This is a genomic window from Rhodococcus sp. (in: high G+C Gram-positive bacteria), assembly GCF_049299235.1.
GTDB lineage: Bacteria > Actinomycetota > Actinomycetes > Mycobacteriales > Mycobacteriaceae > Rhodococcus.
In genome coordinates this window covers 1-26,322 of the sequence record NZ_JBAQXC010000125.1, presented here as the reverse complement: position 1 = coordinate 26,322, position 26,322 = coordinate 1, and the positions used below count along the sequence as shown (strand labels likewise).

At 67.6% G+C, this 26,322-nt stretch carries 27 protein-coding genes, 1 pseudogene and 1 riboswitch; of the genes and pseudogenes, 12 read left to right on the top strand and 16 right to left on the bottom strand.

What is annotated here, in order from left to right:
• Positions 1-292 (bottom strand): MFS transporter (locus tag WAX14_RS07890; RefSeq protein WP_422627536.1); only part of this gene is annotated, 292 nt, incomplete at its 3' end.
• Positions 293-415: 123 nt separating this feature from the next.
• Positions 416-1,633, bottom strand: a complete 1,218-nt coding sequence (locus WAX14_RS07885) for an NADP-dependent isocitrate dehydrogenase (protein WP_422627535.1) — start codon at positions 1,631-1,633, stop codon at positions 416-418.
• A gap of 258 nt (positions 1,634-1,891) precedes the next feature.
• Positions 1,892-2,009, top strand: a riboswitch (SAM riboswitch).
• Between the two features lie 144 nt (positions 2,010-2,153).
• Between WAX14_RS07885 and metX the strand changes: the two genes are divergently transcribed.
• Positions 2,154-3,284, top strand: coding sequence for a homoserine O-acetyltransferase MetX (metX, locus tag WAX14_RS07880; RefSeq protein ID WP_422627534.1), 1,131 nt, complete (start codon positions 2,154-2,156; stop codon positions 3,282-3,284).
• 72 nt (positions 3,285-3,356) lie between these two features.
• The gene (locus tag WAX14_RS07875; protein ID WP_422627533.1) at positions 3,357-4,982 is read left to right on the top strand and encodes a hypothetical protein; all 1,626 of its coding nucleotides are present in this window, start codon (positions 3,357-3,359) and stop codon (positions 4,980-4,982) included.
• Here the strand turns inward: WAX14_RS07875 and WAX14_RS07870 are convergent.
• The 3 genes from WAX14_RS07870 to WAX14_RS07860 all read right to left on the bottom strand — a co-directional run bounded on the left by WAX14_RS07870 (position 4,868) and on the right by WAX14_RS07860 (position 6,679).
• On the bottom strand, positions 4,868-5,152 hold the full coding sequence (locus WAX14_RS07870) for a DUF3017 domain-containing protein (RefSeq protein WP_422627532.1): 285 nt from the start codon (positions 5,150-5,152) through the stop codon (positions 4,868-4,870). The two genes, WAX14_RS07875 and WAX14_RS07870, sit on opposite strands and share 115 nt — an antisense overlap.
• A 20-nt stretch (positions 5,153-5,172) precedes the next feature.
• The gene (locus WAX14_RS07865) at positions 5,173-6,027 is read right to left on the bottom strand and encodes a bifunctional methylenetetrahydrofolate dehydrogenase/methenyltetrahydrofolate cyclohydrolase (RefSeq protein ID WP_422627531.1); all 855 of its coding nucleotides are present in this window, start codon (positions 6,025-6,027) and stop codon (positions 5,173-5,175) included.
• A gap of 73 nt (positions 6,028-6,100) precedes the next feature.
• Positions 6,101-6,679: a pentapeptide repeat-containing protein gene (locus tag WAX14_RS07860; protein ID WP_422627530.1), complete on the bottom strand. Its 579-nt coding sequence runs from the start codon at positions 6,677-6,679 to the stop codon at positions 6,101-6,103.
• Positions 6,680-6,981: 302 nt separating this feature from the next.
• On the opposite strand from WAX14_RS07860, the gene WAX14_RS07855 reads away from it, so the two are divergent.
• Positions 6,982-7,374 carry a hypothetical protein gene (locus tag WAX14_RS07855; protein WP_422627529.1) on the top strand — a complete coding sequence of 131 codons (393 nt, stop codon included), beginning with the start codon at positions 6,982-6,984 and terminating at the stop codon, positions 7,372-7,374.
• A gap of 41 nt (positions 7,375-7,415) precedes the next feature.
• Here the strand turns inward: WAX14_RS07855 and WAX14_RS07850 are convergent, their stop codons facing one another.
• The 4 genes and pseudogenes from WAX14_RS07850 to WAX14_RS07835 form a co-directional block, all read right to left on the bottom strand.
• Positions 7,416-8,090 (bottom strand): Fic family protein, encoded by a 675-nt coding sequence (locus WAX14_RS07850; protein WP_422627528.1) that lies wholly within the window; start codon positions 8,088-8,090, stop codon positions 7,416-7,418.
• 263 nt (positions 8,091-8,353) lie between these two features.
• Positions 8,354-8,746 (bottom strand): HNH endonuclease signature motif containing protein, encoded by a 393-nt coding sequence (locus tag WAX14_RS07845; RefSeq protein ID WP_422627537.1) that lies wholly within the window; start codon positions 8,744-8,746, stop codon positions 8,354-8,356.
• Between the two features lie 57 nt (positions 8,747-8,803).
• Positions 8,804-9,675: pseudogene (locus WAX14_RS07840) on the bottom strand (DUF222 domain-containing protein); the annotation flags it as partial.
• Between the two features lie 240 nt (positions 9,676-9,915).
• Positions 9,916-11,625 carry an alpha/beta fold hydrolase gene (locus tag WAX14_RS07835; protein WP_422627527.1) on the bottom strand — a complete coding sequence of 570 codons (1,710 nt, stop codon included), beginning with the start codon at positions 11,623-11,625 and terminating at the stop codon, positions 9,916-9,918.
• A gap of 242 nt (positions 11,626-11,867) precedes the next feature.
• Between WAX14_RS07835 and WAX14_RS07830 the strand changes: the two genes are divergently transcribed.
• Complete coding sequence (locus WAX14_RS07830; protein ID WP_422627526.1) at positions 11,868-12,332, top strand: tRNA (cytidine(34)-2'-O)-methyltransferase; 465 nt, start codon at positions 11,868-11,870, stop codon at positions 12,330-12,332.
• A 4-nt stretch (positions 12,333-12,336) separates the two neighbouring features.
• On the opposite strand, the gene WAX14_RS07825 is transcribed toward WAX14_RS07830, so the two are convergent.
• The 6 genes from WAX14_RS07825 to WAX14_RS07800 form a co-directional block, all read right to left on the bottom strand.
• A complete protein-coding gene (locus tag WAX14_RS07825) occupies positions 12,337-12,957 on the bottom strand; it encodes an RsiV family protein (RefSeq protein ID WP_422627525.1) in 621 nt (206 codons plus the stop codon).
• Between the two features lie 193 nt (positions 12,958-13,150).
• On the bottom strand, positions 13,151-14,047 hold the full coding sequence (locus WAX14_RS07820) for a DUF4349 domain-containing protein (protein WP_422627524.1): 897 nt from the start codon (positions 14,045-14,047) through the stop codon (positions 13,151-13,153).
• Positions 14,048-14,057: 10 nt separating this feature from the next.
• On the bottom strand, positions 14,058-17,318 hold the full coding sequence (locus WAX14_RS07815) for an error-prone DNA polymerase (RefSeq protein WP_422627523.1): 3,261 nt from the start codon (positions 17,316-17,318) through the stop codon (positions 14,058-14,060).
• 74 nt (positions 17,319-17,392) lie between these two features.
• On the bottom strand, positions 17,393-17,821 hold the full coding sequence (locus WAX14_RS07810) for a nitroreductase family deazaflavin-dependent oxidoreductase (RefSeq protein WP_422627522.1): 429 nt from the start codon (positions 17,819-17,821) through the stop codon (positions 17,393-17,395).
• Between the two features lie 13 nt (positions 17,822-17,834).
• Positions 17,835-18,095, bottom strand: coding sequence for a hypothetical protein (locus WAX14_RS07805; protein ID WP_422627521.1), 261 nt, complete (start codon positions 18,093-18,095; stop codon positions 17,835-17,837).
• Between the two features lie 41 nt (positions 18,096-18,136).
• Positions 18,137-19,516: an MBL fold metallo-hydrolase gene (locus WAX14_RS07800; RefSeq protein WP_422627520.1), complete on the bottom strand. Its 1,380-nt coding sequence runs from the start codon at positions 19,514-19,516 to the stop codon at positions 18,137-18,139.
• A 132-nt stretch (positions 19,517-19,648) separates the two neighbouring features.
• Between WAX14_RS07800 and WAX14_RS07795 the strand changes: the two genes are divergently transcribed.
• The 3 genes from WAX14_RS07795 to WAX14_RS07785 all read left to right on the top strand — a co-directional run bounded on the left by WAX14_RS07795 (position 19,649) and on the right by WAX14_RS07785 (position 21,387).
• Positions 19,649-20,251, top strand: coding sequence for a rhodanese-like domain-containing protein (locus WAX14_RS07795; protein ID WP_422627519.1), 603 nt, complete (start codon positions 19,649-19,651; stop codon positions 20,249-20,251).
• Between the two features lie 25 nt (positions 20,252-20,276).
• Positions 20,277-21,050 (top strand): sulfite exporter TauE/SafE family protein, encoded by a 774-nt coding sequence (locus tag WAX14_RS07790; protein WP_422627518.1) that lies wholly within the window; start codon positions 20,277-20,279, stop codon positions 21,048-21,050.
• A 67-nt stretch (positions 21,051-21,117) separates the two neighbouring features.
• Positions 21,118-21,387 (top strand): metal-sensitive transcriptional regulator, encoded by a 270-nt coding sequence (locus WAX14_RS07785; RefSeq protein ID WP_422627517.1) that lies wholly within the window; start codon positions 21,118-21,120, stop codon positions 21,385-21,387.
• Positions 21,388-21,440: 53 nt separating this feature from the next.
• On the opposite strand, the gene WAX14_RS07780 is transcribed toward WAX14_RS07785, so the two are convergent.
• Positions 21,441-22,031, bottom strand: a complete 591-nt coding sequence (locus WAX14_RS07780) for a TetR/AcrR family transcriptional regulator (RefSeq protein ID WP_422627516.1) — start codon at positions 22,029-22,031, stop codon at positions 21,441-21,443.
• A gap of 41 nt (positions 22,032-22,072) precedes the next feature.
• On the opposite strand from WAX14_RS07780, the gene zapE reads away from it, so the two are divergent.
• The 5 genes from zapE to WAX14_RS07755 all read left to right on the top strand — a co-directional run bounded on the left by zapE (position 22,073) and on the right by WAX14_RS07755 (position 26,305).
• The gene (gene zapE, locus WAX14_RS07775; RefSeq protein WP_422627515.1) at positions 22,073-23,122 is read left to right on the top strand and encodes a cell division protein ZapE; all 1,050 of its coding nucleotides are present in this window, start codon (positions 22,073-22,075) and stop codon (positions 23,120-23,122) included.
• Positions 23,098-23,586 (top strand): GNAT family N-acetyltransferase, encoded by a 489-nt coding sequence (locus WAX14_RS07770; RefSeq protein WP_422627514.1) that lies wholly within the window; start codon positions 23,098-23,100, stop codon positions 23,584-23,586. The genes zapE and WAX14_RS07770 overlap by 25 nt, the downstream gene beginning before the upstream one ends.
• A 37-nt stretch (positions 23,587-23,623) precedes the next feature.
• Positions 23,624-24,121, top strand: a complete 498-nt coding sequence (locus tag WAX14_RS07765; protein ID WP_422627513.1) for an SRPBCC family protein — start codon at positions 23,624-23,626, stop codon at positions 24,119-24,121.
• A gap of 83 nt (positions 24,122-24,204) precedes the next feature.
• Complete coding sequence (locus WAX14_RS07760) at positions 24,205-24,726, top strand: hypothetical protein (protein WP_422627512.1); 522 nt, start codon at positions 24,205-24,207, stop codon at positions 24,724-24,726.
• Positions 24,727-24,754: 28 nt separating this feature from the next.
• A complete protein-coding gene (locus WAX14_RS07755; protein ID WP_422627511.1) occupies positions 24,755-26,305 on the top strand; it encodes a flotillin family protein in 1,551 nt (516 codons plus the stop codon).
• The last annotated feature ends 17 nt before the right edge of the window (positions 26,306-26,322 follow it).

Here is a 26,322-nt window from a genome sequence, read left to right as displayed (position 1 = left end):
GGGTGAAGACCGCCATGAGCGCGGCCAGCAGCGTCTTGCGGGGTACTCGGGCGGCGAGCACCGCGAACAGGGGCGCGCCGACGACGACGCCGAGGGCGTACGCGGAGATGGTGTGGCCGGCGACCGGTTCGGTGACGCCGAGGTCCGCGGCGATCTCGCGGAGCAACCCCATCGCGACGTATTCGGTGGTGCCGATGCCGAAGCCGCCCAGGGCCAGCGCGAACACCGCGAGAGCGCGGGTGCGGGTGGTTACGGACCGGGTCGGCGGGTCGGCGAAGTCGGTGAGGGTCACGGAAGTCCATTGTCCGTCCGCCGGCCGGTGATCCCCACGTGAGCGGGCGTGAGTTCACTCACGGGAACGCGAAACGGGACGCCTCCGCGTGTGGAGGCGTCCCGTTTCATCGAGCGTCGTGCGTCAGGCGCGCGCCTTCTGCAGGTTCTCGTCGAGCGTGCCGAGGAACTCCTCGGTGGTCTGCCACGACTGCTCGGGTCCGACGAGCAGTGCGAGGTCCTTGGTCATCTGGCCGGCTTCGACGGTCTTGATGACGACGTCCTCGAGTTGCTGCGCGAACTCGATCACCTCGGGGGTGTTGTCGAGCTTGCCGCGGTGTTCGAGGCCGCGGGTCCAGGCGAAGATCGACGCGATCGGGTTGGTCGACGTCGGCTTGCCCTGCTGGTGCTGCCGGTAGTGGCGGGTGACGGTGCCGTGTGCGGCCTCCGCCTCGACGGTGCGGCCGTCCGGGGTCATCAGCACGGACGTCATGAGGCCGAGCGAACCGTAGCCCTGCGCGACGGTGTCCGACTGGACGTCGCCGTCGTAGTTCTTGCAGGCCCAGACGTAGCCGCCTTCCCATTTGAGGGAGGATGCGACCATGTCGTCGATGAGGCGGTGCTCGTAGGTCAGGCCCGCCGCGTCGAACTCGGTCTTGAACTCTTCCTCGAAGATCCGCTGGAACTCGTCCTTGAACATGCCGTCGTAGGCCTTGAGGATCGTGTTCTTGGTCGACAGGTAGACCGGGTAGTTGCGCTGCAGCCCGTAGGACAGCGAGGCCCGCGCGAAGTCCTGGATGGACTTCTTGTAGTTGTACATCCCCATGACGACGCCGCCGTCCTCGGGGATCTTGCACACCTCGTGCTGGATCGGCTCGCTGCCGTCCTCGGGGGTGTAGGTGATGGTGACGGTGCCTGCGCCGGGGACCTTGAAGTCGGTGGCGCGGTACTGGTCGCCGAACGCGTGGCGGCCGACGATCACGGGCTTCGTCCAGCCCGGAACCAGGCGGGGCACGTTCGAGATGATGATCGGGGCGCGGAAAATGGTGCCGCCGAGGATGTTACGGATGGTGCCGTTGGGCGACCGCCACATCTTCTTGAGGCCGAATTCTTCGACGCGCGCTTCGTCCGGGGTGATGGTGGCGCATTTGACGCCGACGCCGTGCTTCTTGATGGCGTTGGCCGCGTCGATCGTGACCTGATCGTCGGTGGAGTCGCGGTACTCGATTCCGAGGTCGTAATACTCGAGATCGACATCCAGGTAAGGATGGACCAGCTTGTCTTTGATGAACTGCCAGATGATGCGGGTCATCTCGTCGCCGTCGAGTTCGACGACCTTGCCTTCAACCTTGATCTTGGACATGTGCGCTTCGTGTCCTCCTAGGACGTTTCCTCGGCCCGATGCAACCGCACTTTGTGAGTACGGTCTCACACTGCTCAGGGATCTGAGCATGGACGTGTTCACACGCGGGGAACACGTGCCAAACATGACAAGCGTACTGCTATTCCCTCGGAGCGCAAAGCGTCAGTTTCACTACCCACCGGTAACTTTTTGCCCTGGTCAGCGTACGACTCGGCCCGACTTTCGGCACCCCGAAGCGAACCGCTAAACTGCCGTCCAGGTCATGAGTACCAGCATCGAGCCCCGGCTTGCTGGTCGGCAACCCTCCAGCACGGGTGGGGTGCTCCGGGTGAAGACCAGGCTGTTCGGCGCACACGCCGACCAGCAAGCCTGCACAGGGAGGTAGCCGATATGGGCATCATGGTCGGGAACTGTCGTCACACCGATCCACCCCGCACCCCTCCCACCCCGCCCGGAAGGACGCGATGACCAGCTCAGCCCACCCCGGTGCCAACCCCAGCGCAGCCGAGGCGGTTGCGCCGTGACGGCGGGCACCGACCGGCGGCCCGTCCAGCTTCCCCCCGAGGACGGCCGCCTCGGCCTGGTCGACATCGGCGCGTTGACGCTCGACACCGGCGAAACCCTGCCGAACGTCACGATCGCGGTGCAACGCTGGGGCGCGCTCTCCCCCACCCGCGACAACGTCGTGCTCGTCGAGCACGCGCTGACCGGCGATTCGCACATCACCGGACCGGCCGGACCGGACCATCCGTCACCCGGATGGTGGACCGGCATGATCGGGCCGGGCGCCCCCATCGACACCGACCGCTGGTGCGTCGTCGCCACCAACGTGCTCGGCGGCTGCCGGGGCACCACCGGACCGGGCAGCACCGCACCCGACGGCACACCGTGGGGATCGCGGTTCCCGCAGATCAGCATCCGTGATCAGGTAGCCGCCGAAGCCGCACTGCTCGACACACTCGGAATCGACACCCTCGCCGCCGTCACCGGCGGATCGATGGGCGGGATGCGCACCCTCGAATGGATCGTCACCCACCCGCAGCGGGTCCGAGCGTCGCTGATCCTCGCGGTCGGCGCCCGCGCCACCGCCGACCAGATCGGAACCCAGACCACCCAGATGGCGGCCATCACCGGCGACCCGGACTGGCAGGGCGGCGACTACCACGGCACCGGGCGTCGGCCCGACACGGGATTGGGCATCGCACGCCGCATTGCGCACCTGACATACCGCACCGAAGACGAACTCGACTCCCGCTTCGCAAATTCGGCTCAGGCCGAAGAAGATCCGTGGCACGGCGGCCGGTACGCGGTGCAGAGTTACCTCGACCACCAGGCCGACAAACTGGCCTCGCGGTTCGATCCGGGCACCTACGTCCTCCTCACCGAGGCCATGAACCGGCACGACGTGGGACGCGGACGCGGCGGGATACCGGCCGCGCTCGCCGCATCCCCGGTTCCGACGATCGTCGCGGGCGTCAACTCCGATCGGCTCTACCCGCTGCGGTTGCAGCAGGAGATCGCCGACGGGCTACCCGGCTGCGACGGCCTGCGGATCCTCGAATCGCGGGACGGGCACGACGGATTCCTCACCGAGGCCGACGCGGTCGCGAAACTCCTCGTCGAGCTGATGGACCTGGCCGGCCGCGACTAGGATCCCGGTTTCGACCGGTTCGGTGACCATCGAGTCCCCGGACATCTCACACACGAGCGGAGGGCGAATCCGATGGCCTTGCGGGGTTCACCGGCACGAGTGGGCACACTCGTCTGTGCAACAGTCGCGGCGGCGATCGTCGCCGCCACCGCTCCGGCCGCCGCTTCGCCGTCGGCTCAACCCGGGCCTCGTGGGTGCGTCCCGCAGATCGGCACCAACCAGATCGTGCTGCCCCTCCCTGGCATCTTCCTTCCGCTCCCGAGCATCGCTGGTGGCCTCCCCGAGTTCGACCGCCTGCCCGCGGCGCCCGCCGGTCTCGACCTCCCCGAGCACATCGCGTTCCGCGACGCGCACCACGGTTCCAACGGCTATATCGACGTCGTCCTGCGCGACGGGTCCCTCTACACGCGCCCGCACGACAGCACGGACCGGTGGCGCACGGTGCCGACGCCCGACTGTCTCGACGGGCAGATCGTCGCTATGTCCGTCGACAGCAACATGCTCGTCGCACTCGACTCCGACGGGTGGATCTACTCCCTCGACAATCTGCTCTCCGGCCCGATGCTGTGGAACTGGACCCGCTCGTTCGGCGGCCCGATCTGGCTGTGGCCGGGTGTGCAGGTGCCGGGCGATCCGCACTCCCCGACGACGTGGTCGCTGAGCCACCGCATCTCCGAGAGCTTCGTCGATGCTCGGGGCTTCACCCACCCGACCACCGCCGGACTCGTCCAGGTGGTCAGCCTGGCCGACGACGGTTCGCGCATCGTCTACCAGGACCCGTGGCTGCCCGCCGACCACAGCTACGAGATCGGCGGACCGGTCGGCGGCCGTTTCATCTCCGTGGCGATCTCCACCTCCGAGTCCGTCAGTTTCGTCATGAACCGTTTCGGCGACATGTACGTCCGCAAGTACGACCTCGACCTCGCCGGCGCCAACCACATCCCCGGCCGCTACACCTGGCAGGAGCAGGGCCCGCTCCCCGCCGCACCCAACCAGCTCGTCGAACGCGTCGATCCCGGTACGGCCGCCATTTCGCTGCCCGCCGAGGAATGGCGGCAGCAGCCGAAGATCCCCGGTGAGATCACCGCCCGCATCTCGGTCATCGACACCGGAACACGCATGGAGGACAAGGAACTGCGTGTGGAGGGCCGCGACGGCGAACACACCGGCTACTGGCACAAGTCCCTGACATCGGATACCTGGAGTTTCACCGCCACCGGCGCCCCGCTCGCGCAACCGGTACTGGCCGACGCGAATCCGGCCCTCGACCAATCCACGATCGACCTCGCCGTCCGGTCGCGCGTTCCCCATCGCGATGCACACCACGGACGGGCTTCGGCTGCTCCCGCGCGGCCGCGGCCTCGACGACGATCCACGCCAGCTCGAGGGTGCCCTGGACCTGCGCCCGGCGAACCCGTGGGCAGCGGGCAACGACGAACTCGCCGCGTTCGCCCGGACACACCTCGCGGGTCGCGACATCTTCGAGATCGGAATCGCCGCCACCCGTGGGCAACTCACCGTCGGCCATCCGGTGATCGGCATCCCCCTGCTCGGCACCTGGACTCGGGTGTAACCGGCCGCGGTCAGTCCGTGCCGAGGGGGTCGATCGAGACGGCCAGCGCCACGATCGTCCCTCCCACCAGGAGCAGCGCCGCAACGTCGAATCCCTTGCTGCGCACCGCCAACACCCCGACCTGATCGGGGGCCAGCATCCATCGCAGGACACCGGCGAGGATCGTCGCGCCACCGAACACGAAAGCGCCACGCCGCCACCGGTCCGCGAGCACCAGCACCACCGCGGCGACGATCACCACGGTCACCGCCACCAGCGGCAGGTTCCGGCGGGCGAACTGCACCCAACGGTTCATTCGAATCGCCCGATGCCGGATCAGAGCCCGGCGAGCTGCTCGGCCCGCTCCACCACGTTCGTCAGCAGGAAAGCGCGGGTCAGCGGACCGACACCACCGGGGTTCGGGGAGACGAATCCGGCGACCTCACGCACGTCGTCGGCGACGTCGCCACGCAGACCGTCGGCGGTGCGCGAAACACCCACATCGAGTACCGCCGCACCCGGCTTGACCATGTCCGCCGTCACCAGACCCGGCACCCCGGCAGCCGCGACGACGATATCCGCGCGCTGGACTTCCGCCTTCAGGTCCGTGGTGCCGGTGTGGCACAGCGTCACGGTCGCATTCTCGCTCCGGCGGGTGAGCAGTAGCCCGATCGGCCGGCCGACGGTGACACCGCGACCGATGACCACCACGTGGGCGCCGGCGATCGGAACCTCGTAGCGACGCAGCAGATGCACGATGCCACGCGGAGTGCACGGCAGCGGGGCGTCCTTGCCGAGCACGAGCCGGCCCAGGTTCACCGGATGCAGACCGTCCGCGTCCTTGTCCGGGTCGATGCGTTCGAGCGCGGCGTTCTCGTCGAGCTGCTTCGGAAGCGGAAGCTGCACGATGTAGCCGGTACATGCGGGATCGGCGTTGAGCTCGTCGATCGCGGCGTTCAACTGTTCCTGGGTGATGTCCGCGGGAAGATCCTTGCGGATCGAGGTGATACCGACCCGCGCGCAATCGTTGTGCTTGCCGCGCACATACGCGGCCGATCCGGGGTCGTCGCCGACGAGGACGGTGCCGAGACCGGGCGTGATGCCCTTGGCCTTCAGCGCGGCCACACGGGCCGTCAGGTCCTCGAAAATCTCGTCGCGGGTTGCCTTGCCGTCCAGGATCGTCGCAGTCACGACAGCCATTGTCGCAGGTCTACCTTCCCGATATTGCAACGGCGTCCCGGTCGTTCAGCGGCGTCCCGGCCAGTCACCGACGGTCGGGCTCGTCGACGTCGAGTCCGTGAGCACGAGCGAAGTCGATGGCCTGCCCCCGCTCGATCCGGGTGTGGTCCAGTTCCGCGCTGCGCCACAGCGCGGGACCGATGTGGGCGCCCCGCAGATCCGCGTGGTCGAGCCGGACCCCGACGGGTCGCACCCCGAACAGATCCACCGACCGCAGCGCCGCGTATCGCATGTCCGCGCGGGTCAGGTCTGCGTCCCGGAAAATGCACGTGCTCAGGTCGAGTCCCCGCAGGTCGGCGCTGCGCAGCGACGCGCGGGTGAAGTCCGCGTCGTCGAGGACCAGGTGCGGCATCCGGCACTGCGTGAACACGGACCCGGCCAGCGAGCAGCGCCGGAAAGCACTGTCGGACAGGTCGGTGCGGATGAACGTGCACGATCGGTAGGTACTACGCAGATGGCTGCTGCCGGTCAGATTCGCGTCGGTGAAGTCGCAGTCGATGAAGACGGCATCCTCGATGACGGAGCCGCGCAGGTCCGCGCCGCGGAAACTGCGTCCCGTGACGTGGGCTCCTGTCCATTGGACCTCGGTGTTGTCGCTGCCCATACCTCCATCGTCCACGCCGTACCGGTTCCGGCAAGCGGTCGCACGGGCGTAGGCGGCAGTTCGTCGAGTAAACCGTCGAGTTGCGCTGGGAAACTGTGGAAGACGAATACGTTGTCTTGTTCCGGTGTAATGAATCCGGCAGACCGCACGATGTGAGTGCTATGAAAATTCCACATCGAGTAACCTCCACCGCAGCCGCCGGACTCCTCGGTGCTGCACTGTTCGTTGCAATGCCTGGAACTGCCAGCGCCGCAGACCCATGTCAGCTCGGGTGGTCGAACACAGGACCCCGTAGCTGCGTCATGAACGACGTCTTCATCCCACCGGTACCGACATTGGGTGACGGCATCTGCACGGGAATCATCTACGCCACCGGAACCGCGTACGACGGACCGCTCGTCGAGTACTCCAACGCCCCCGGGGCCGCTCATTCGGTGGAACTGCGACTCACCCAAGGATTCTCACCGCTGGGCGAGTGGGCACCGACCCTTCTGGCCTGCGATGTCACCGCAGTCGTCGACTGGCAGAACTTCGACACCGGCCGAAGCGGGTCGTTCCACCAGTTCATACCCGCGCGTCACTCGAGCACCACCCCGCTGGTCGTGCAAGTGGAGACAGGCCCGGGACGCGTTCACCTCACCCTCCGAACCGACCGCCCGAGCATTCCGATGTCCACGGACGTGGTCGTGCCCTGAGCCGGCGAGGACGAAGTGCGGGTTCTTCTGGTCGGGCCAGGTCAGCTGAGCGGGTTGTCGCGGACTCGCCGGCCCCGACTCGGGATCGCAGTGAGTCCGTGGTCGCGCAGCAGGGCCTTCACTGCGTCGTGCTCGTCGCGGATGTACGCCTCGGCGAGCAGATCGTTGAAGGTGTCGGACAGTGTCGGATCGTGTTCTTCGACGGGGACGACCAGCATCCGGCCACCGCCGATGAGACGACTGTTCGCGACGAACAACGCGGTGCGCTTGTTCCCGTCCTCGAACGGTTGGGCCTTGGCGAGCTCGACGAACAGATCCAGCGCATGCTCGGTGACATCGTCACTGGTCAGCGCGTCGAGCAACTGCTGTAGCCCACGCTCGGTCAGCGCCGGAGGAGTATGTCGGCCGTAGCGGGTGTGAACGCCGATCTGTTGGGCATCGGTACGAAACTGTCCGGGATGTAGCGCGCCGCTGCGGGTGATCTGCGCGTTGATCGCACAGACATACGCGGCGTCGACCGGCTGGTCGTGGTGGTCGATGATGAACTGCGCGACGTCCCGGAGATCTTCGAGCAGCGCCAGGTCGGCGCGGGACGAGATGCCAGTCAGGCTTCCTGAGCGCAGGAAGTTCTCGGTGTCGAGGCGGCCGGTGGCGAGACCGTCGAACACCTTTCCCGAGGTGTAGACGGCGCCGGCCAGATCGGCGATGGTGATCATGGGTGACAACACTCCTTGCCTGTGGTCGATAGCGCCAGCAACAGCAACAACTGCGCCGTCGGAGTCGATCATGCCAACCGGGAGTGCTCGACCTGGCCACCTGCGCCGATCACGTCGACCAAGCGGTCGCCGGTGCCAGGATCGCGGGGCGGCCGGAACGCCGGATTCGTCGCCCGAGCGCACCACGGTGACCGCGGCGGCACCGGCCACACCGCGGGCCAGTTCCGGCCAGCAGCACATCGACGCGGCCTACTGATCACCGGTCAGGGAACCGCGTCGTCACGGTCGGCGGTCTGTCCGGTGTGGCGACGCCGGCGGCGTAGTTCTGCGTCCCGACGCGCACGGTGGTGGGCGAGCGCACCTGCGACGAGGTGGTCGAGGTGGTGCCGATGGTTCACCCGAGGCACCTGCTCCGGGTCGATGTGCGGTGGAGCGGTCCATTCGGTGCGGCCCGGATGCGGCGACTCGGGCGGCGCCACACGCGTTTTCCACCCGCCGGGTCCGTCGTGAACGAGGGCGTGACAGTGATCGCAGGCGAGATCCTCGTTGGTGATGTCGGTGCCGCCGCCGTCCTTCCATTCGGTGAGGTGATGGACGGCGGTGAGCGTGGCGGGTGCATCGCAACCGGGCCGGGTGCAGCCGCGGGAGGCTGCGATGAGCGCGAGCCGCTGATCGGCGGAGGCGAGGCGGCGGCTGCGTCCGAGGTGCAGGGGGCGGCCGTTGTGGTCGAACAGCGCGAGCACCGGGTGGGCGTTCTCGGCCATCCGCAGCGCGTCCCGGATCGGGACGACACCGCCGGTCGCGGTGGTCGCCACCCCGGCTGCCTCGTCGAGTTGCCGCAACGTCATGGTGACGATCGCGGTGACGGGCAGACCCCGATGGCTTCCGAGCACACCGGACGACAGCACGTGTCGCAACCCGACTTTCAGTGCGTCGTGGTTGCGTTGCGCCGGGGTGCGAGCGTCGCGGGAGGCGGCCTGTGCCAAGGCCTCGCGGTCGAGCGTCGGGGATTCGACGACGCCGGACGGGGAGTCCGGGTCGTCGGGGTTGTTCATACCCGGTCGGGCGAGTTTGGCGAGGACCGGTTCGAGTCGGCTCCCTGCTTACCGATCCGTAAACCTCGGCGGCGCTTGCGTTCCCGCTCGTTCGGCCCGTCGCCGTCCGGGTCGAGATGCGCGAGCAGGTGAATGCCGATCTTGGTGACATCCTCAGGGGTGATGGAGCGTGCCGCATCGGACAGGATCTGTTCGGCCACGGCGATCTCGTCGGTGCCGATCCCCTGCGGCACGCTTCGCATGATCTTCGCGATCGCGGCGACATGATCGGGGCCGATCGCTCCGTCACGGACGGCGGCCGCGGTGGCCGACAGCGTCACGTCCAGCGTCTCACCGCCGACGGCGTGCCAGGTGCCGACCGTGACGGCACCTTTGACTCGTTTCGCGGCGTCGGCGCCGGAAATGCGGAGGGAGGAGATCAGGAAGTCGTTGACGGACCGGCAGGCGAGATTCCCCGGGATGCATCGTTCGACGGATTCGACGATCAGCCGGTGCCCCACCGCGGAGGCCTTGCGCAGCGACACCTCCATCCGCTGCAGGGACTCGACGACGTCCGACTGGGGCAGCCCGGTCAGTGATTCGGCGAGCAGGCCCTCGACGGCGGCATCGAGCGCCGCCAGGTGGCGTTCCACCCGGTCCGACCCTCCAGCTCCGCTACTCGAATGCATGTTCGAATTGTAGCGGGGGCCACCGACAAGTATCCGAGTTCGTATCGCACGCCGGCTGCCGGCCGGCGTGGGATGCAATCCTGCGCGTTCATCCGTCGGCACTCAGCCGGGAACCTTGCCTGCCTCCAGTCGATCGTCTGCACGGCACTCGATGTCGGCCGGGGTCAGAACTCCGTCCAGCAGATATCCGAGCACAGTGTCTGTCGCGCACACGCTGGTGCCCGGAGCTCCGATCGTGTCGAGCGGTTGCACCACCGGAAGCACCAGGTGCCGATGCTTCCCGGCTACCGTCACCAGCCTCGATCGGGGTAGCGCCGCACGCGTCTGCTGTGCATCGGAGAGTGCGGTGACGGTGTCATGCTCGTTGTGCACGATCAGACCGGCAGGCACATCGTCACCCCCACCTCGGTACGCCTCGACGTTCCCCTCCGGCCAGAATGCACACGCTGCGGTCAGGCCCATTCCCAGGTAGGTGAGCGGGGCGTCGTGCGCGACCGCGCGTGCTTCGGCGGCGACGGCATTCGGGTCGCGCTCCCAAGTTCCCGACCCGCAGTTCATGCTTGTCCACCAGCCCGAGCGGTCTCCGCCGAACGCTGCGGTCTCGAACTGCTCGCCGACGACCACTGGGATTCGCACGGTCGTCACGACGTTCACCAACGCCTGGATCGTTTGTGGGCCGGACCGATCCCGGTCTGCCGCGAGGACCGTCGACAGCGTCATGGCCAGCGCTTCGTCCGCGACATTACCCACGCCGAGCAACACCACATTCAGGTCGTTTCCACTGAAGCTCCGGTCCCCCGGAAGCTGCACCGGCTTCTGCACCAGGTTCGCGCGAAGCGCGGTCAGCGACGCAAGCACCTCTGTGGGCGTTCCACCGAACGCAGTGTCGCGGCCGGCGAGCCACGGGACGAAGTCTTCTTCCAACCGTCGATACTGGGTTCGATAGCGATCGAAAATTCCTGCGGCGGTTGTGGTTCGGGAGGGGCTCGCGACAGAATCGAACACCCAGCGATCGATGCGGTGGGGAAAGGTGCGGATGAGCTCGGCGCCGAGCGCCGTGCCTTGGGACGCGCCGAGGTAACTCCAGGTCGGCACACCGATCAGGTGGCGCGCCAGATCGAGGTCGCGGGCGGTCTGCCAGTAGTTGACGTATCCGAGCGTGGACGTTCCGTCCGCGGTCCGATCCGCGCCGTTCGCACACGCCCACATCCAGCGCTGCGCCTCGTCGAACTGACGCGCCAACGATTCCGGTGAGAAGTCGAGCGTGTCGTACGTGTCGTATCGGCCGGTGCCGAGAAGCTGCGGATCACCGGAGAGGTTCCGATCGCACCGCTGCGCCGACGTACTCGTGGCGGTGCCGCGCGCGTCGAAGCCGTAGAGGTCGTAGACGTCGCGCAGTTGTGGGAGAGCACGCGCGGTCGTCGACGGGCTCGTGAGGTTGCCGGCACCGGCGCCGCCCGGGCTCGTCAACAGTGCCTTCGGTGTTCGGTCCTGCGGGGTCGCACGCAGGCGCGAGATGCGGAATTCGACGGAGCGGCCATCGTCGGGGCGCGACCAGTCCAGTGGAGTATGCACCGTCGCGCACTCGAGATCACGCAACATCGGTGCGCGCAACACGGCATACACGTCGGGTTCGGTGACGGCGTCCACCAATGACTGTTCGGCGCATCCGGTCCATGCCAATGCCTGGTCCGCGAACTGCACCGGAACCTGCGTGTTTTCGTCGACGGGCGCCGGGCGTGCCGTCGCCGCTGAACCCACCAGAATTCCCACGGTGAGAGCAAACACTCCGACGATGCGCACAGCAGCCACCGAACCTCCCCATCGCTACGTGTCGTCTGTCGACGAAAACCGACCGAGCGAGACTATCCGATTCGCGCCGGTTGAAGACCTGTTCGATCTACCGGTCGGCCTCCCCGATCTTCTGTCGCAACGACATCGACCTTCCGTAGGCCGACATGCCCTGCCTGCACGGAGTCGATTGAGATTGCTCGCTCCCAGATGGTCGGGATCGGCCCACAACGCCTGTCGGTGACTGTGGCAAGGTGGTGCCGGTGTTCCGAGTGATGTTCCACGAACCCCGTATACCCCCGAACACCGGCAACGCGATCCGCATGGTCGCCGGAACCGGTTGCGAACTGCATCTCGTGGAACCGCTCGGCTTCGACCTGTCCGAGCCGAAACTGCGGCGTGCCGGGCTGGACTATCACGACCTGGCGTCGGTGACCGTGCATGCCGGCCTGCACGAGGCGTGGGACGCACTGCAACCGGAGCGGGTCTTCGCGTTCACCGCGCACGGCGATGTGTCGTACGCGTCGATCGACTACCGGCCCGGCGATGTGCTGTTGTTCGGGCCGGAACCGACCGGCCTGTCCGACGAGGTGCTCGCCGACCCGCACATCACCGCGCAGGTTCGCATCCCGATGCTGCCCGGTCGCCGATCCCTGAACCTGTCGAACGCGGCGGCCGTCGTCACTTACGAGGCGTGGCGCCAGCACGGTTTCGCCGGCGGCGTCTGACCGTTCAGCTGGCGACGACGGTCGCCAGATAGGGGTCCATGACGTCGCTCAGGTTTTCCCACGGCACGGTGATGACGACGAGCCCTGCCGCGTGCGGCCCGACCTGATAGTCGTCGAAGTGAATTTCCATGCCCGTGGGCGTGGGCAGCCAGTTCGCGAAGTTGTGGAGTTCCGGGGTCACCCCGTCCGCGGCGAACGCATCACCGAGACCGGTGGTGGCGGGCACGAGTTGCATCGCTTGTTCCGACAGTCGGTTCAGCCCGGCCTGCAGATCCGGGAACAGATCCGGCAGCGTGATGGGGGCGGCGGTGTCGGTGTTCACGACGACCGTGGCGACGATCGGCGTGGGGTGCGCCCCCGGCGGATTCGCGTTGAACGAGGTGACGAGCAGGCCCGCGACGACGTGACCGCCGATGCGGGTGACCTCGTGCGTCTGTGTCGACAGGGTGTAGCGCATCTCGTCGTCGTGGTCGATCTGGTCTTGCAGCGCCGAGCGCATCGACTCGTTGAATTCGGCGACGACCGCCGGGTTCCCGCCGCTGATCTGCGGGATCACCACTGTGTAGTCGACCGTGTCGGTCGACCCCGACACCAGCGTGTCCTCGGCCCGGTAGGGCGCAGACACCGGAGATTCCTCGGCGGTGGGTTCAGTGACCGTGGGCTCCGGAGCGGCTGATTCCGCGGCACTGCCACCGGTTTGTATTGCGGTAGTGGATGATTCGACGGTGGTAGCACCATCACCGCCTCCCCCGCCGCACGCGGACAGCAGCACCGCGGCCGCCGCACATGCTCCGGCAACGAGGATTCGGTTCCGTCGATTATTCATCGTCCACCTCCACCTTCGGGTTCTCGTCAGGGGTTGCAGTGTCTGCCGACGCTACCGGGCGGCGACGGCCGATGCGGGCGAGCAACCGGACGATCAGATAGACGACGCCCGCGCCGACGAGGAGGAACCCGAGCCACGGCAGTGCGACACCGAACGTGACGATCGAATCACCGACCGCGGACCGCAGGTTGTCCCAACCCTCGACCACCCCGTCCCAGAAGCTGTCCCGATCGTCGGGGCGGCGCGGTTCGGCACTGATGTCCACGGTCAGGGTGGACAGGTCGATCTGATCCGACAGGTAGCGCTGCTGCGCGGTGAGACTGTCCAACTCCGCCTGCCGCTGCGCCAGCGCGTTTTCCGCCTCGATGAGGTCGGCAGTGTTCGCAGCGGACGTCATCAGTGCCCGCAGTCGATCCACCGACGCCTGCAGCGCGGAAATCCGCGCCTCGAGATCCGTGTACTGCAAGGTGACGTCGTCGCGGGTGGTGGTCAAGCTGGTGACCTCGCCGAGGCCGCGGAGTTCGTCGAGGGTGCCCGCGAGCCGATCCGCAGGCACCCGCACCGTGAGCACACTGCTGATCTCGGGTTGTTCGGTGACGGAATCGACACGGCCACCCGACTCTTCGACGATGGTCACGACCTGCCGCCCGGCGGCGACCGGGTCGTCGGCGGTGAGCATCAGGCGCCCGGTGACGATCTCCTTCCGGTCGGTGGCCTGCGCGTCGCTGCTCTGCGCGGCGGCCGGTGCGGATTCGCGGGTGCCGTCGGCCAGGGACGGCGACGCAGGCATCGACGCGACCGAACCGCCCCCCGAAGAACTGCCGCCCCCGTCGCAACCGGTGACGAGCAGTGCGATCGCCGAGAGCAGAACCACCAGCAGCCGTTTCATGGCGGCGATCCTAACGAAAATCGCGGGACTTCCCCGCCATTCGCACGTCCATCCGCTGCAACCGGTCCGCCACGACGGTGACCGCCCCCTCCGCGTTCTGCACCCGTCCGCGCACCAGCAGCGCCGGTGCGGTGTGCGCGAGGGTGCGGTATTTCGCCCACAGTCCCACCGAACACACCACATTCACCATGCCCGTCTCGTCCTCCAGGTTGAGGAAGGTGACACCTGCGGCGGTCGCGGGCCGCTGCCGATGGGTGACGGCACCCCCGACGAGCACCCGCTGCCCGTCGGGGACCTGCACCAATCGCCCGGCGGGGACGACACCGAGCGCGTCGAGTTGCGGTCGCAGGAACTGTGTGGGGTAGCTGTCCGGTGACACTCCCGTCGCCCACACGTCCGCCGCGGCGAGTTCGACGTCGCTCATGCCGGGCAGCGCCGGGGCCTGCGTGGACGCCCCGATCCCCGGCAGTCGTCCGGGGCGCTGACCGGCCGCCGCTCCCGCCGCCCACAACGCTTCGCGGCGAGTGATACCGAAACCGGTGAGCACTCCCCCGGTGGCGAGCGATTCGGCCTGCGCGGTGCTCAGTTCGATTCGGGTCGTCAGATCCGGAAACGAGGTGTACGGGCCGCGCGTGTCGCGTTCGGTGACGATCCGGTCGGCGAGTGCGTCGCCGATGTGCCGGACCGTGCCGAGGCCGAGCCGCACCTCTGCGCCCCGATTCTCGGTGGTGGCGTGCGTGAGGCTCGCGTTGATGTCCGGTCCGTGCACGATCACCCCGTGCCTGCGGGCGTCGGCGACGAGGGACTGCGGCGAGTAGAACCCCATCGGCTGGGCACGCAACAAGCCCGCGCAGAACGCCGCCGGATGATGCAGTTTGAACCAGGCAGAATAGAACACGAGCGACGCGAAACTCTGCGAATGACTTTCCGGGAAACCGAAATTCGCGAACGCATACAGCTTCTCGTAGATGCGGTCGGCGACGTCGCCGACGATGCCGTGCTTCTCGCGCATACCGTCGTAGAGACGGTCGCGGAGCCGTTCCATCTTTTCTGTCGACCGTTTCGCGCCCATCGCGCGCCGCAGCAGGTCGGCTTCGGCGGCGGTGAATCCGGCCGCGTCGACGGCCATCTGCATCAACTGTTCCTGGAACAGCGGCACCCCGAGGGTCCGTTTCAGCGACTTTTCGAGGCACGGATGGTCGTAGACGACCGGTTCGAGTCCGTTGCGGCGCCGGATGTAGGGGTGGACGGAGCCGCCCTGGATCGGTCCGGGACGGATCAACGCGACCTCGACCACCAGGTCGTAGAAGGTGCGCGGTTTCAGCCGGGGCAGTGTCGCCATCTGCGCCCGCGACTCCACCTGGAACACCCCCACCGAGTCGGCGCGGCACAGCATGTCGTAGACACCGCGTTCGGTCAGGTCGAGATACGCGAGATCGACGGTGACACCTTCGTTCTCGGCGACCAGGTCGATCATGTAGTGCAGCGCGGAGAGCATCCCGAGACCGAGGAGGTCGAATTTGACGAGTCCCGCGGCGGCGCAGTCGTCCTTGTCCCATTGCAGCACGCTGCGCCCGGGCATCCGCGCCCATTCGACGGGGCACACGTCGGCGATGGGCCGGTCGCAGATGACCATGCCACCGGAGTGGATACCCAGGTGCCTCGGCAGACCTTCGATCTGCGCGGCGAGTTCGAGCACCGGGCGCGGGATGTCGGTGTCGGTGTCGGCCCTGTCGGTCTCGGCGGTGACGCCGTGCCAGCGGCTGACCTGCCTGCTCCACGCATCCTGCTGGCCCTGCGAGTGGCCGAGCGCGCGGGCCATGTCTCGGACGGCGGATTTACCGCGGTAGGTGATGACGTTGGCGACCTGCGCGGCGTATTCGCGCCCGTATGTGCGGTAGACGTGCTGGATGGCTTCTTCACGACGATCGGATTCGATGTCGACGTCGATGTCCGGGGGTCCGTCGCGCTCCGGGGACAGGAAGCGTTCGAAGAGCAGATCGCCCCGGACCGGGTCGACGTGGGTGATGCCGATGGCATAGCAAACGGCGGAGTTCGCCGCCGATCCTCTTCCCTGACACAGAATGTCGTTGTTCTTGCAGAACGTGACGATGTCGTGCACGACGAGGAAATAGCCGGGGAAGCCGAGGCTGCCGATGATGTCGAGTTCGTGGTCGAGTTGCCGGTACGCGGCGGGGTTGCGTTCCGGCGGTCCGTAACGGCGAAGCGCCCCGTCGAGGGTGAGTCGGCGCAGCCAGGTGAGTTCGGTATGGCCGGCGGGCACGTCGAAGGGCGGCAGGTTCGGCGCGATGAGCCGCAGGTCGAAGGCACATGCGGCGCCGAGTTCCGCGGCGTGGCGCACGGCACCGGGATGGTCGGCGAACAGGTGCGCCATCTCGGCGCCGGACCGCAGGTGTCCGCCGCCGGTGGGGGCGAGCCTGCCCGCGGCGTCGTCGAGGCTCTGCCGGTCACCGATCGCGGCCATCGCCATCGCGAGCCGCCGGCGGGACGGGTCCGCGAAGTGCGCCGCCGTGCTCGCGACGCAGGCCAACCCGTGTGCGTCGGCGAGCGCGGCCAGGGCGGTGTTGCGTTCGTCGTCGTCGGGCAGGCCGTGACAGGTCAGTTCGACGGTGACGTGGTCGGTGCCGAAACGGTCGATCAGTTCACGCAGGGCGGCCCCGGCCGCGTCGAACCCGCCCTCGGTGAGGGCGCGTCGGACGTGGCCGCGTCGGCAGCCGGTGAGGATCTGCCAGTGGCCGCCTGCCGCGGCGGCGAGTGCGTCCAGGTCGTATCGGGGCGCACCCTTGGTGCCGCCGGCCAGGTGTGCGGCGGCGATCTGCCGGGACAGCCTCCGGTACCCTTCCTGCCCGCGCGCCAGGACCAGCAGGTGCGCGTCGTCCACACCGAGTTCGGCACCGAACACGGTGGGCATCGTCAACTCCCGCGCGGCCTCCGCGAACCGGACGACACCGTACAGCCCGTCGTGGTCGGTGAGCGCGAGCGCCCCGAGCCCCAGCCGGGCCGCTTCCTCGACGAGTTCCTCCGGAGTGGAGGCGCCGTCGAGGAAACTGAACGCCGAGTGCGCGTGCAGTTCGGCATACGGCACGACCGGCCCGGCCGGCCTGTGTACGCGGGCCTCGTATTCCGACCGGGTACGCGACCAGGCCGGGCTGTCGTTGCCGTCGCCGGGGAACTCCGGCTCCCGGCGGGGGCGGCCGGACAGGACACGTTCCAGCTCTGCCCAGGTGGGCGGGCCGTTATGCCACCCCATGAGCCCACGCACCACTCGATTCGAACACGCATTCGATACTAGCGGGGATGCGCCCCCGCGAACACGAATGCCCGTCAGGTTCGTCGCAGCGCAAGGACCGGGATGACGCGGATCCCCGAAGTCTTCGTCTCGTAGTCCGCGAACCCCGGGTATCGACTCGCCTGCTCGGCGTAGATCCGGTCGCGCTGCGCGTCGACCACCTCGGTGACCGTGGCGTCGAAGGTGTCGGCGCCACGCTCGACGCGTGCACGGCCGGCACCGACGAGGTTGTAGTACCACGCGGGATTGCGGGGAGCACCGGCACTGGAAGCGAAGACGTACACGGTGGCCGGGTCGTTCTCGTCGGGCAGGTACATCATCGGGGTGATGCTCTCCTTCCCGGACTTGCGTCCCCGGTGGTGCACGAGCAGCAGTGGAGCGCCCTCGAAGTTCCCGCCGACTCGCCCGTCGTTCGAACGGAATTCGTTGATGATCCGGGTATTCCAGTCGTCGTGCTCGGCCATCTCGTTCCCCTCGTCAGCAGGTCTCCACGGCGTGCGCGCCGGGGAATCCCAGCGTACCCAGCCGCTGCCCGAGCGGCCGGGGATGCCGAACCGGCAGCGAGGTCACCGGCGGAACAACGACCGCAATGCCGAGCGCCGGTCCGTGGCCGGCGGTTCGTCCGGACTGCACGTGCAGCGATCGGCGGCGGGCACGGCGCGCATCACCGCGTCGACGTGCTGTCCGCAGCCGCCCCAGCCGGTCTTGCCGCAACGTGGACACGAAACGGGGTAACACATGGGAATCCTCCTGGTATGTCGATGTTTTCGGTCGAACTGTCAGGCCGGGATGTGTCCCTCTGCCCAGGCGTTGTAGCCGCCGAGAAGATCCGAGACGTTGTCGAATCCTTCGGCTCGCAGCAGCGACGCCGCGACGCTCGAGCGCCAGCCACCGGCGCAGTGCACCACAATCGGCTTGCCGCCCGGCACCTGATCCAGCCGGGTTCGCAGTTGCGCCAGCGGGATCGGCACCGCACCCGGGATGGTTCCGGCGTCGCGTTCACCGGGATTGCGGATGTCGACGAGGGTCACCGCATCGGCGGCGAGCAACCGGTCGAGATCCTCGACCGTGGTGCGCGGCGCCGGTTGCACCAACTCGGCCAGTTCCGCAGGGAACGACGCACCGTGATCGACGGTGAGGTAGCCGGCCGCACCGTCCGATCCGATCCGGGCCAGACGCAGTGCCGCATCCTGCCCCTCGCCGGGGTAACTGATCAGCACGATCCTCTCACCGACATCGGCGACCATGCCGCCGGTCTCGGCGAAGCGACCGTCGAATCCGACGTTGACCGAACCGCGCAGGTGTCCGGCGGCGAAGTCGTCGACGCTGCGCGCGTCGAGCACGCGGGTGCCTGCGGCGAGTTCGGCCCGCACCTCCGCGGGAGTCAGTTCGGGGATGGTGTGGCCCTGCGCGAGGAGCGGATGGACCCGCTTGTTCATGGCGGCGTCGACGGAGAAGTACGACGGGGCGGCCGGTTGCCCGTCGGTGACGAGCGCGACGAAGGCGTCCTCGGTCATCGGCTGCACCGACGGGTTCGTCGCCCGCTGCTCACCGATGGTGGAGGTCAGTTCCGCCGACAGGTTCTTCCCGCACGACGACCCTGCGCCGTGCGCGGGCATGACGACGACCTGGTCGGGAAGCGTCAGCAGCTTCTCGTGGACGGTGCGGTACATGGCCCGCGCCAGATCGGTGGTGGATCCGTCGCCAAGATTGACCAGATCCGGGCGGCCGACGTCACCGATGAACAGTGAATCGCCGGTGAGCACGGCGGTCGGCACCGCATCGGGACGTTCACGCACCAGCACCGAGATCGATTCCCAGGTATGTCCGGGCGTGGACAGGATCTCGAGTTCGACCTCACCGAGCGAGATCCGCTCCCCGTCGCTCAGCCGGCGGATCGGGTAGTCGGCGTCGGCGGCCTCCCCGAATCCGATCCACGCGCCCGTGGCGTCGACCAGTTCGAGGTGGCCGGAGACGAAGTCGGCGTGGAAGTGCGTGTTGATGATCCCCTCGATGGACAGTCCGTATTTCTTTGCGTCGTCGAGGTATTCGGTGATGTCGCGGCGGGGGTCGACGACGACGGCCCGGCCGGTGCTCTCGTCACCGATCAGGTAGGACGCGTGCGAGAGGCACTCGATGTAGTACTGCTCGAGAATCATGGGTTCCTCCGTAGCTGGTGCCGGATGGATTCTCCGGAATTATCCGGCGATGTGGACAGACTGTCATATACCCCCTAGGGTATGTCAAGTACCCCATAGGGTATTCCCTGACGCTCTTACCGAGAGGCCCCCATGACCGAGTCCGCCACTGCCACCATCGATGCGATCGCCCTGCACGAACTGACAGACTCCGGTAAGAACGTGCGGATCGTCGATGTCCGAACACCGGGCGAATTCGAATCCGCCCACATCCCCGGCGCCTACAACGTGCCGCTCGATCTGCTGCGCGAACACCGCGACGAATTTCTCGCGCACCTCGACGAGAGCATCGTGCTGGTGTGCCGCTCCGGAAACCGCGCCACTCAGGCCGAAGAAACCCTGCGCGCCGCCGGCCTGTTCAACGTCCACATCCTCGACGGCGGCATGCTCGACTGGGAGGACGCCGGCCTGCCGGTCAACCGCGGCACCCAGCGCTGGGATCTCGAGCGGCAGGTCCGGCTCGTCGCCGGTTCGCTCGTGCTGAGTTCGATCCTCGCCAGTGTCGCCGCACCCAAACTGAAGTGGCTCGCCGCCGGCATCGGCGGCGGACTCACCTTCGCCGCCGTGTCGAACACCTGCGCAATGGGCGCGGTACTGTCGAAGCTCCCCTACAACCGCAGTGCCTCGTGCAATCCGGCCACCATCGTCGCCCACCTGACCGAATCGGCGAACACCACGGACGGACGCCGAGCGTGAGCGCACCCGCACCGGGAGGTCGTCGATGACGTGGGCACTCGCACTCGGATTCGGTGCCGTGATCGGCGTGCTGCTGGGACTGCTCGGCGGCGGCGGATCGATCCTCGCGGTCCCCGCACTGGTCTTCGGCCTCGGCCTGGACATCGAACAGGCGATCCCGATCTCGCTGATCGTCGTGGGTGCAGCCTCGGCGGTCGGCGCACTACCGAAAGTGCGTGCTCACCAAGTGGAATGGCGGCTCGCGGGCATTTTCGCCGCGACCGGAATCCCGGCCACCTTCGCCGGCAGCGCCGTGGGGCGACTACTGCCCGAGTCGGCGCTGCTGATCGGGTTCGCAGTGGTGATGGTCGCGGCGGGAGCACGTATGCTCGCCGACCGCGGCGATACCGGGACCGCGTGCTCGACCCAGGGATCCGGGATCAACTGGCGCAGGTGCGCATCCCGCTCGATCCCGGCGGGCCTGGCAGTGGGTTTCCTCACGGGATTGTTCGGTGTCGGCGGCGGCTTCCTGATCATCCCCGTCCTGGTACTCATGCTCGGCATCACGATGCCCGTCGCGGTCGGCACCTCACTGGTGATCATCGTGGCCAATTCCGCGGCCGGGTTGGTCTCCCACCTGAGCAGCACGAGCATCGACTGGGCGATCACGGCCGCGTTCGCGGGCACCGCGATCGTCGGTTCGCTGATCGCCGGGCAGATCGGAACCCGATTGGACACCGACCGGCTTCAACGCTGGTTCGCGTATCTGATCTTCGCGGTGGCCGCTTACGTACTCGTCGATGTCATCTTCCTGCGCTGAACTACACCCCTCCGTCCACATACCCCCTGGGGTACACTGGGCAGCACTTTCGGGAAAGGACACCATCATGGTCGGCGACGACGACAGCATCGCACTGGTACTCAACCGCCTCCGCCGCGCGCAAGGCCAGCTCGCGGGAGTGATCTCGATGATCGAGCAGGGCCGCGACTGCAAGGACGTCGTCACCCAACTCGCCGCCGTGTCCCGCGCGTTGGATCGAGCCGGATTCAAGATCGTCGCAACCGGCCTGCGGGAATGCCTGGCCGACAACGCTCCGGAAGGCAAGACCCCGCTGACCGAGGCCGAACTCGAGAAACTCTTCCTCGCACTGGCGTGATCGCACCGGTGTGCCTTTGTGGCCCCTCCAGGGGCCCAAACGGCACACCACATTCATGACGCGACGAGCGCCTCGACCCATCGGCGGATGGGCACACGCAGCCGGCCGGCCGGTTCGGGTGCCGCACCACCGACGATCACGCGTGCCCCGACCGCGACATCGAAGACCAGTCCTTCGAGCAGACTGACGAGGTCACTGCCGGCGACGTCCGCGTCGGAGGCGCCGAGTGCGGCCATCAGCGCCGTCGCGGCGGGCCGCGAGAACAGGCATGACGCCAGGTCGGCGCGCAGTTCGTCGTCGTCGTGTGCGTCGGACATGAGCGCGTATCGGGCCAGCACGTCCCGGCGACGCTCCCTCACCAGCGATTCCACGTATGCGGCGATGATGCCCGCTGCCTCGTCGATCGACCGTGGCGGCTCGTCCGGGACCGCGGCACGGAACCGTTCGCGTGATCGGGCGGTCAGGTGCGTGAGCGCGGCGTGCACCAGTGCGCGGCGGGTCCGGTAGTAGTACGACGTCGATCCGCGTGCGAGACCGAGTTGTGCGTCGATCGCCTGGTGGGTGAGCGCGTGATTGCCGCCTTCGGCCGCGAGATCGAGTGCGGCCTCGCAGATGAGGTCACGGCGTGAGCGACGGTGTGCCATGTCTCGATCATTCCAGAACTCTACGATGTTAGAGTTTTGCCATGCGCTGGAGACGCCGAACTTCACGAGCACACCCCACCGCCCCGGTCGCGTACGCACTCTTCGATGCCGCAGCAACAGCACTGGGACACACCCTCGACGACGCGCAGAAGCAGGCCGCGGCTGCCCTCGCAACCGAGAACAGCCTGTATCTCTGGGGTCCGCCAGGTCGCGGAAAGAGCTGGCTCATGGCGACGTACTTCGCCGCACTGCCGACCGACCGCACACTGCGAGTGCACTTCCACGAGTTCTTCCGCGATCTGCACCGCGCCATCCGACGACACGACAACGACCTCGCGGCTGCCCTGGACGATCTGCTCGGCAATGTGGACGTCGTGTGCTTCGACGAGTTCCATGTGCACGATCCCGCCGACGGAAAATTCATCTCCCGCCTTCTGCCCGCACTGCTCGACAGGCGCATCCGGATCGTCCTGACGTCGAACTACCCGCCGCACTCCCTGCTACCGAATCCGTTGTTCCACCACGATTTCGTGCCCACCATCGAGTTGATCGAACAGTCGCTGACGGTCATCGCCGTCGACGGTCCCACCGACTACCGCACGATCGGGTCGCACGACGCCGGATTCGCCGCCGGATGGTGGATCGACCCGAACCGGATCGAGCGGCTGGGCCTGCGGGTACCGGCCCCCGACGAATGCCGGACCCTCACACCTGCCGGGCATCCCGTCCGGGTCCGCCGGGCCGAGGACGACTGCCTGTGGATCGACTTCGCCGATCTGTGCGAGAAGACGACCGCGCCGGTCGACTACCTCGCGCTCGCCGACGACTTTCCCCGGTGGACGATCGGCAACATCCCCGACCTCCGGATCGTGGGGCGGGAGCCGGCGCAACGCTTCGCCAACGTCGTCGACGTGCTCTACGACCGCGATGTCACCGTCGTCTTCCTCGCCGCCACCCCACTCGACGCGCTCACCGGTGACCCCCGCCTTCCCGTCGACACCGACCGACTCCTGAGCCGACTCGGCCGGCTCCGGCAGGTCGAACCCGATGCGACTACGGTGCACGCATGCCCCGAATCTCGAGTGGGATGATCCGCTGCGCCGTGTCGGCAGAAGCAGAAATACTGGCCGATCTGCAGGCCGACTGCTGGGACGACGCCTACACCGGACTGATCTCCCCCGCGATTCTCGCCGGTATGCGTGACCCGGACGAACGTGGCCGACGCATCGAGAACTGGCGGGTATGGGCGTCGAATGCCCTCGTCGTCGAATTGTCCGACGGAAGTGTGGTGGGATTCGCATCGAGCGGCGCTCCCGACGAGCCGGACGCACCGACGGCCCTCCAGTTGTACGCACTGTATGTGCGTGACTTCTGCTGGCGACACGGCTACGGGCGGCGACTGCTCGACGCGGCGCTGGGCGACCGGCCGGCCCACCTGTGGGTCCTCGCGACCAACGTCCGCGCGCAGCAGTTCTACGCGCACGCCGGATTCCACGGCGACGGCGGGACCCGGCAGGAGCAGGTGGGGACCGAGGCCCGCTGGGTGCGCATGTAACGATCGGTACGCACAGCAGTCCAACCTGAGGAGAGTCATGCGTTTGCGCGATACCCCCACGGTCGAGGTCACCCGGCGGCTGACCTGCAGCCCCGAGCGGGCCTGGGAGTTGGTCACCGACATCGAACTGCCCACCCGAGCCGACGGCGAACTGCAGCGGGCCGAGTGGCTCGACGGAGCGACCGGAGTGGCCGTCGGTGCCCGGTTCCGCGGGCACAACGCCAGTGACCAGATCGGCGAATGGCACACCGATCCGGAGGTCGTGGAAGTCGAGGACGGCCGCCGCTGGGTGTGGCAGGTCGGCCCGGCGGACGCTCCGATCGCCCTGTGGGGCTTCGAAGTGGAGACCGGCCGCGACGGCGTCGTGGTCCGGCAGTGGGCCAAGATGTGCGACGGGACGTCGCCCCTGTCCGAGTTCATCGCTCAGCATCCCGACAAGGAAAGCCAGATCGTCGCACACCGGCTTTCGGTGTGGCAGAACGCGATGACCGCGAACCTGGCGGCCATCGAGGAATTCGTCGGCGATCCCGCCTGACGCCCGCCGCGGAGGCTCCGAACTCCGAGGAATGTCCGATTACGGTAGGGTCGAGTCGATCCGAGGAGAGGAGATGAGGGTAGGTGGACATCTTCTACATTGCGTGTCTCGCAATCGGTCTGGTGGGGATCGTGGGGACTCTCATCGTCGGCGAGATCGGATCGGAGTTCGGCGGGGACGGGCTTCCGTTTCTGAACCTCACCACCGTCGCAACCGCGTCTCTCGGGGTCGGCGTGGGCGGCGGTGCGGCAACACTTCTCGGATTCGGCTCGGTTCCCGCGGCGGTCGCGGCCGCAGGCACCGCAGCGATCATGGTGCTGGTGACCCGAGGCGTCCTGTTACCGTATCTGCTACGGCAACAGGGTAACTCACACACCGGACGCGCCTCCTACCTCGGCCTGACGGGCGTCGTCACCCTGACGATCGAGCCCGGCGGCTGGGGCGAGATCACATTCACCGACACCGAGGGCAACCGCGTGCGGTCCCGCGCCGTCTCCACCGAAACAGCAGCACTGCCGGCGAACTCCCGGGTCTACATCGGCGACCTCGACGACGACGTTCTGCACGTCGTGTCGATCCCGGACGATCCCCGCATCAATCCATAACTGCCCGAATCGAACTGAGGACAACTACATGATCGTGATCGCGGTCGCCGTCGTGGTGGCCCTGGTGGTGTTCATCGCATTACCACTCGTCTACGTCCGGAACTACATCAAGGTCCCACCGAACGAAGTCGCGGTCTTCACCGGCCGGGGAATGCCGAAGGTTGTCCGTGGTGGGGCGCGCTTCAAGATCCCCGGTATCGAGCGGGTGGACATCATGTCGCTCGAACCGTTCAACGTGAGCATCAATCTGCAGAACGCGCTGTCGAACGACGGCGTGCCGGTGAACGTCGAAGCCGTCGGCCTGGTCCGTATCGGATCCGCTGACGAAGCAGTCCAGACCGCGGTCCAACGGTTCCTCACCTCCGACCTCGACGAACTGCGCCGGCAGATCAACGAGATCCTCTCCGGATCGCTGCGCGGTATCACCGCAACCATGACCGTCGAGGACCTGAACTCGAACCGTGAGACGCTGGCCCGCAGTGTCGTCGACGAGGCGGGCAGCGACCTCGCCCGCATCGGCATGGAAGTCGACGTCCTGAAGATCGCCGGGATCAGCGACAACAACGGCTACCTCGAATCCCTCGGTCAGCGCCGGATCGCCGAGGTCAAGCGGGACGCCGCGGTCGGTACCGCGAACGCCCAGCGCGACGCCCAGATCCAGTCCGCGAAGGCCCGGCAGGAAGGCGCGGTCGCGCAGGCCGAGGCCGACACCGCGATCGCCGCCGCGAACCAGGCTCGTGATGTCGAACTGGCGAAACTGCGTGCCCGCACCGAAGCGGAGAACGCCGAGGCCGATCAGGCCGGGCCGTTGGCCCGCGCGACCGCGGAGAAGGCGGTCCGGATCGCGCAGGAACAGGCCGAAGCCGCCCAGGTCCAGGCCCGCATCGAGGTCGAGCAACGCCGCGCCGAGCAGGCCAAGGCAGCCTTGGAAGCGGACGTGATCGCCCCCGCAGAAGCGGAACGCCAAGCCGCGATCGCACGCGCCGAGGGTGAGAAGCAGTCGACGATCCTGCGGGCCGACGCATCGGCCGAGGCTGCCCGCCGATCGGGTGCTGCCGACGCCGATGCCCGCACACTCGCCGCCGCCGCGGTCCGTACCGAGCAACTGGCCGAGGCCGACGGCATCAAGGCCCGCCTCGAAGCGGAAGCCGAAGGGCGCAAGGCCGCCGCCGACGCGCTGCGCGCCGAGCAGCAGGCCGAGGCCGACGGTCTGCGTGCCCGACTCGAAGCCGAGGCGAGCGGTAAGCAGGAAATCGCGGCAGCGCTCAACGCCTACAGCCCGGCCGCCGCGCAGATGCTCATGCTGCCGGACGTGCTCGCAGCCCTGGTCGAGGCGACCGCTGCCGCTGCGAAACCGGTCGGCGAGATCGACCGTATCTCCATCGTCGGAGGCGCCGACGGCGTGTCCGGGTCGGTGGGGTCGATCCTCGGCATCAGCCCGTCGACGATCGCCGGGGTGATCGAAACGCTCGAAGCGTCCGGTGTCGACGTCAGTGGCATGCTCAGCTCCGTCGGGCGCCGACCCGCCGAAGTGGTTGCCGCAGCGAAGGTCGACTCCACGCACAACGGAAAGGGTTAGGCGAACCGTGTGCCTTT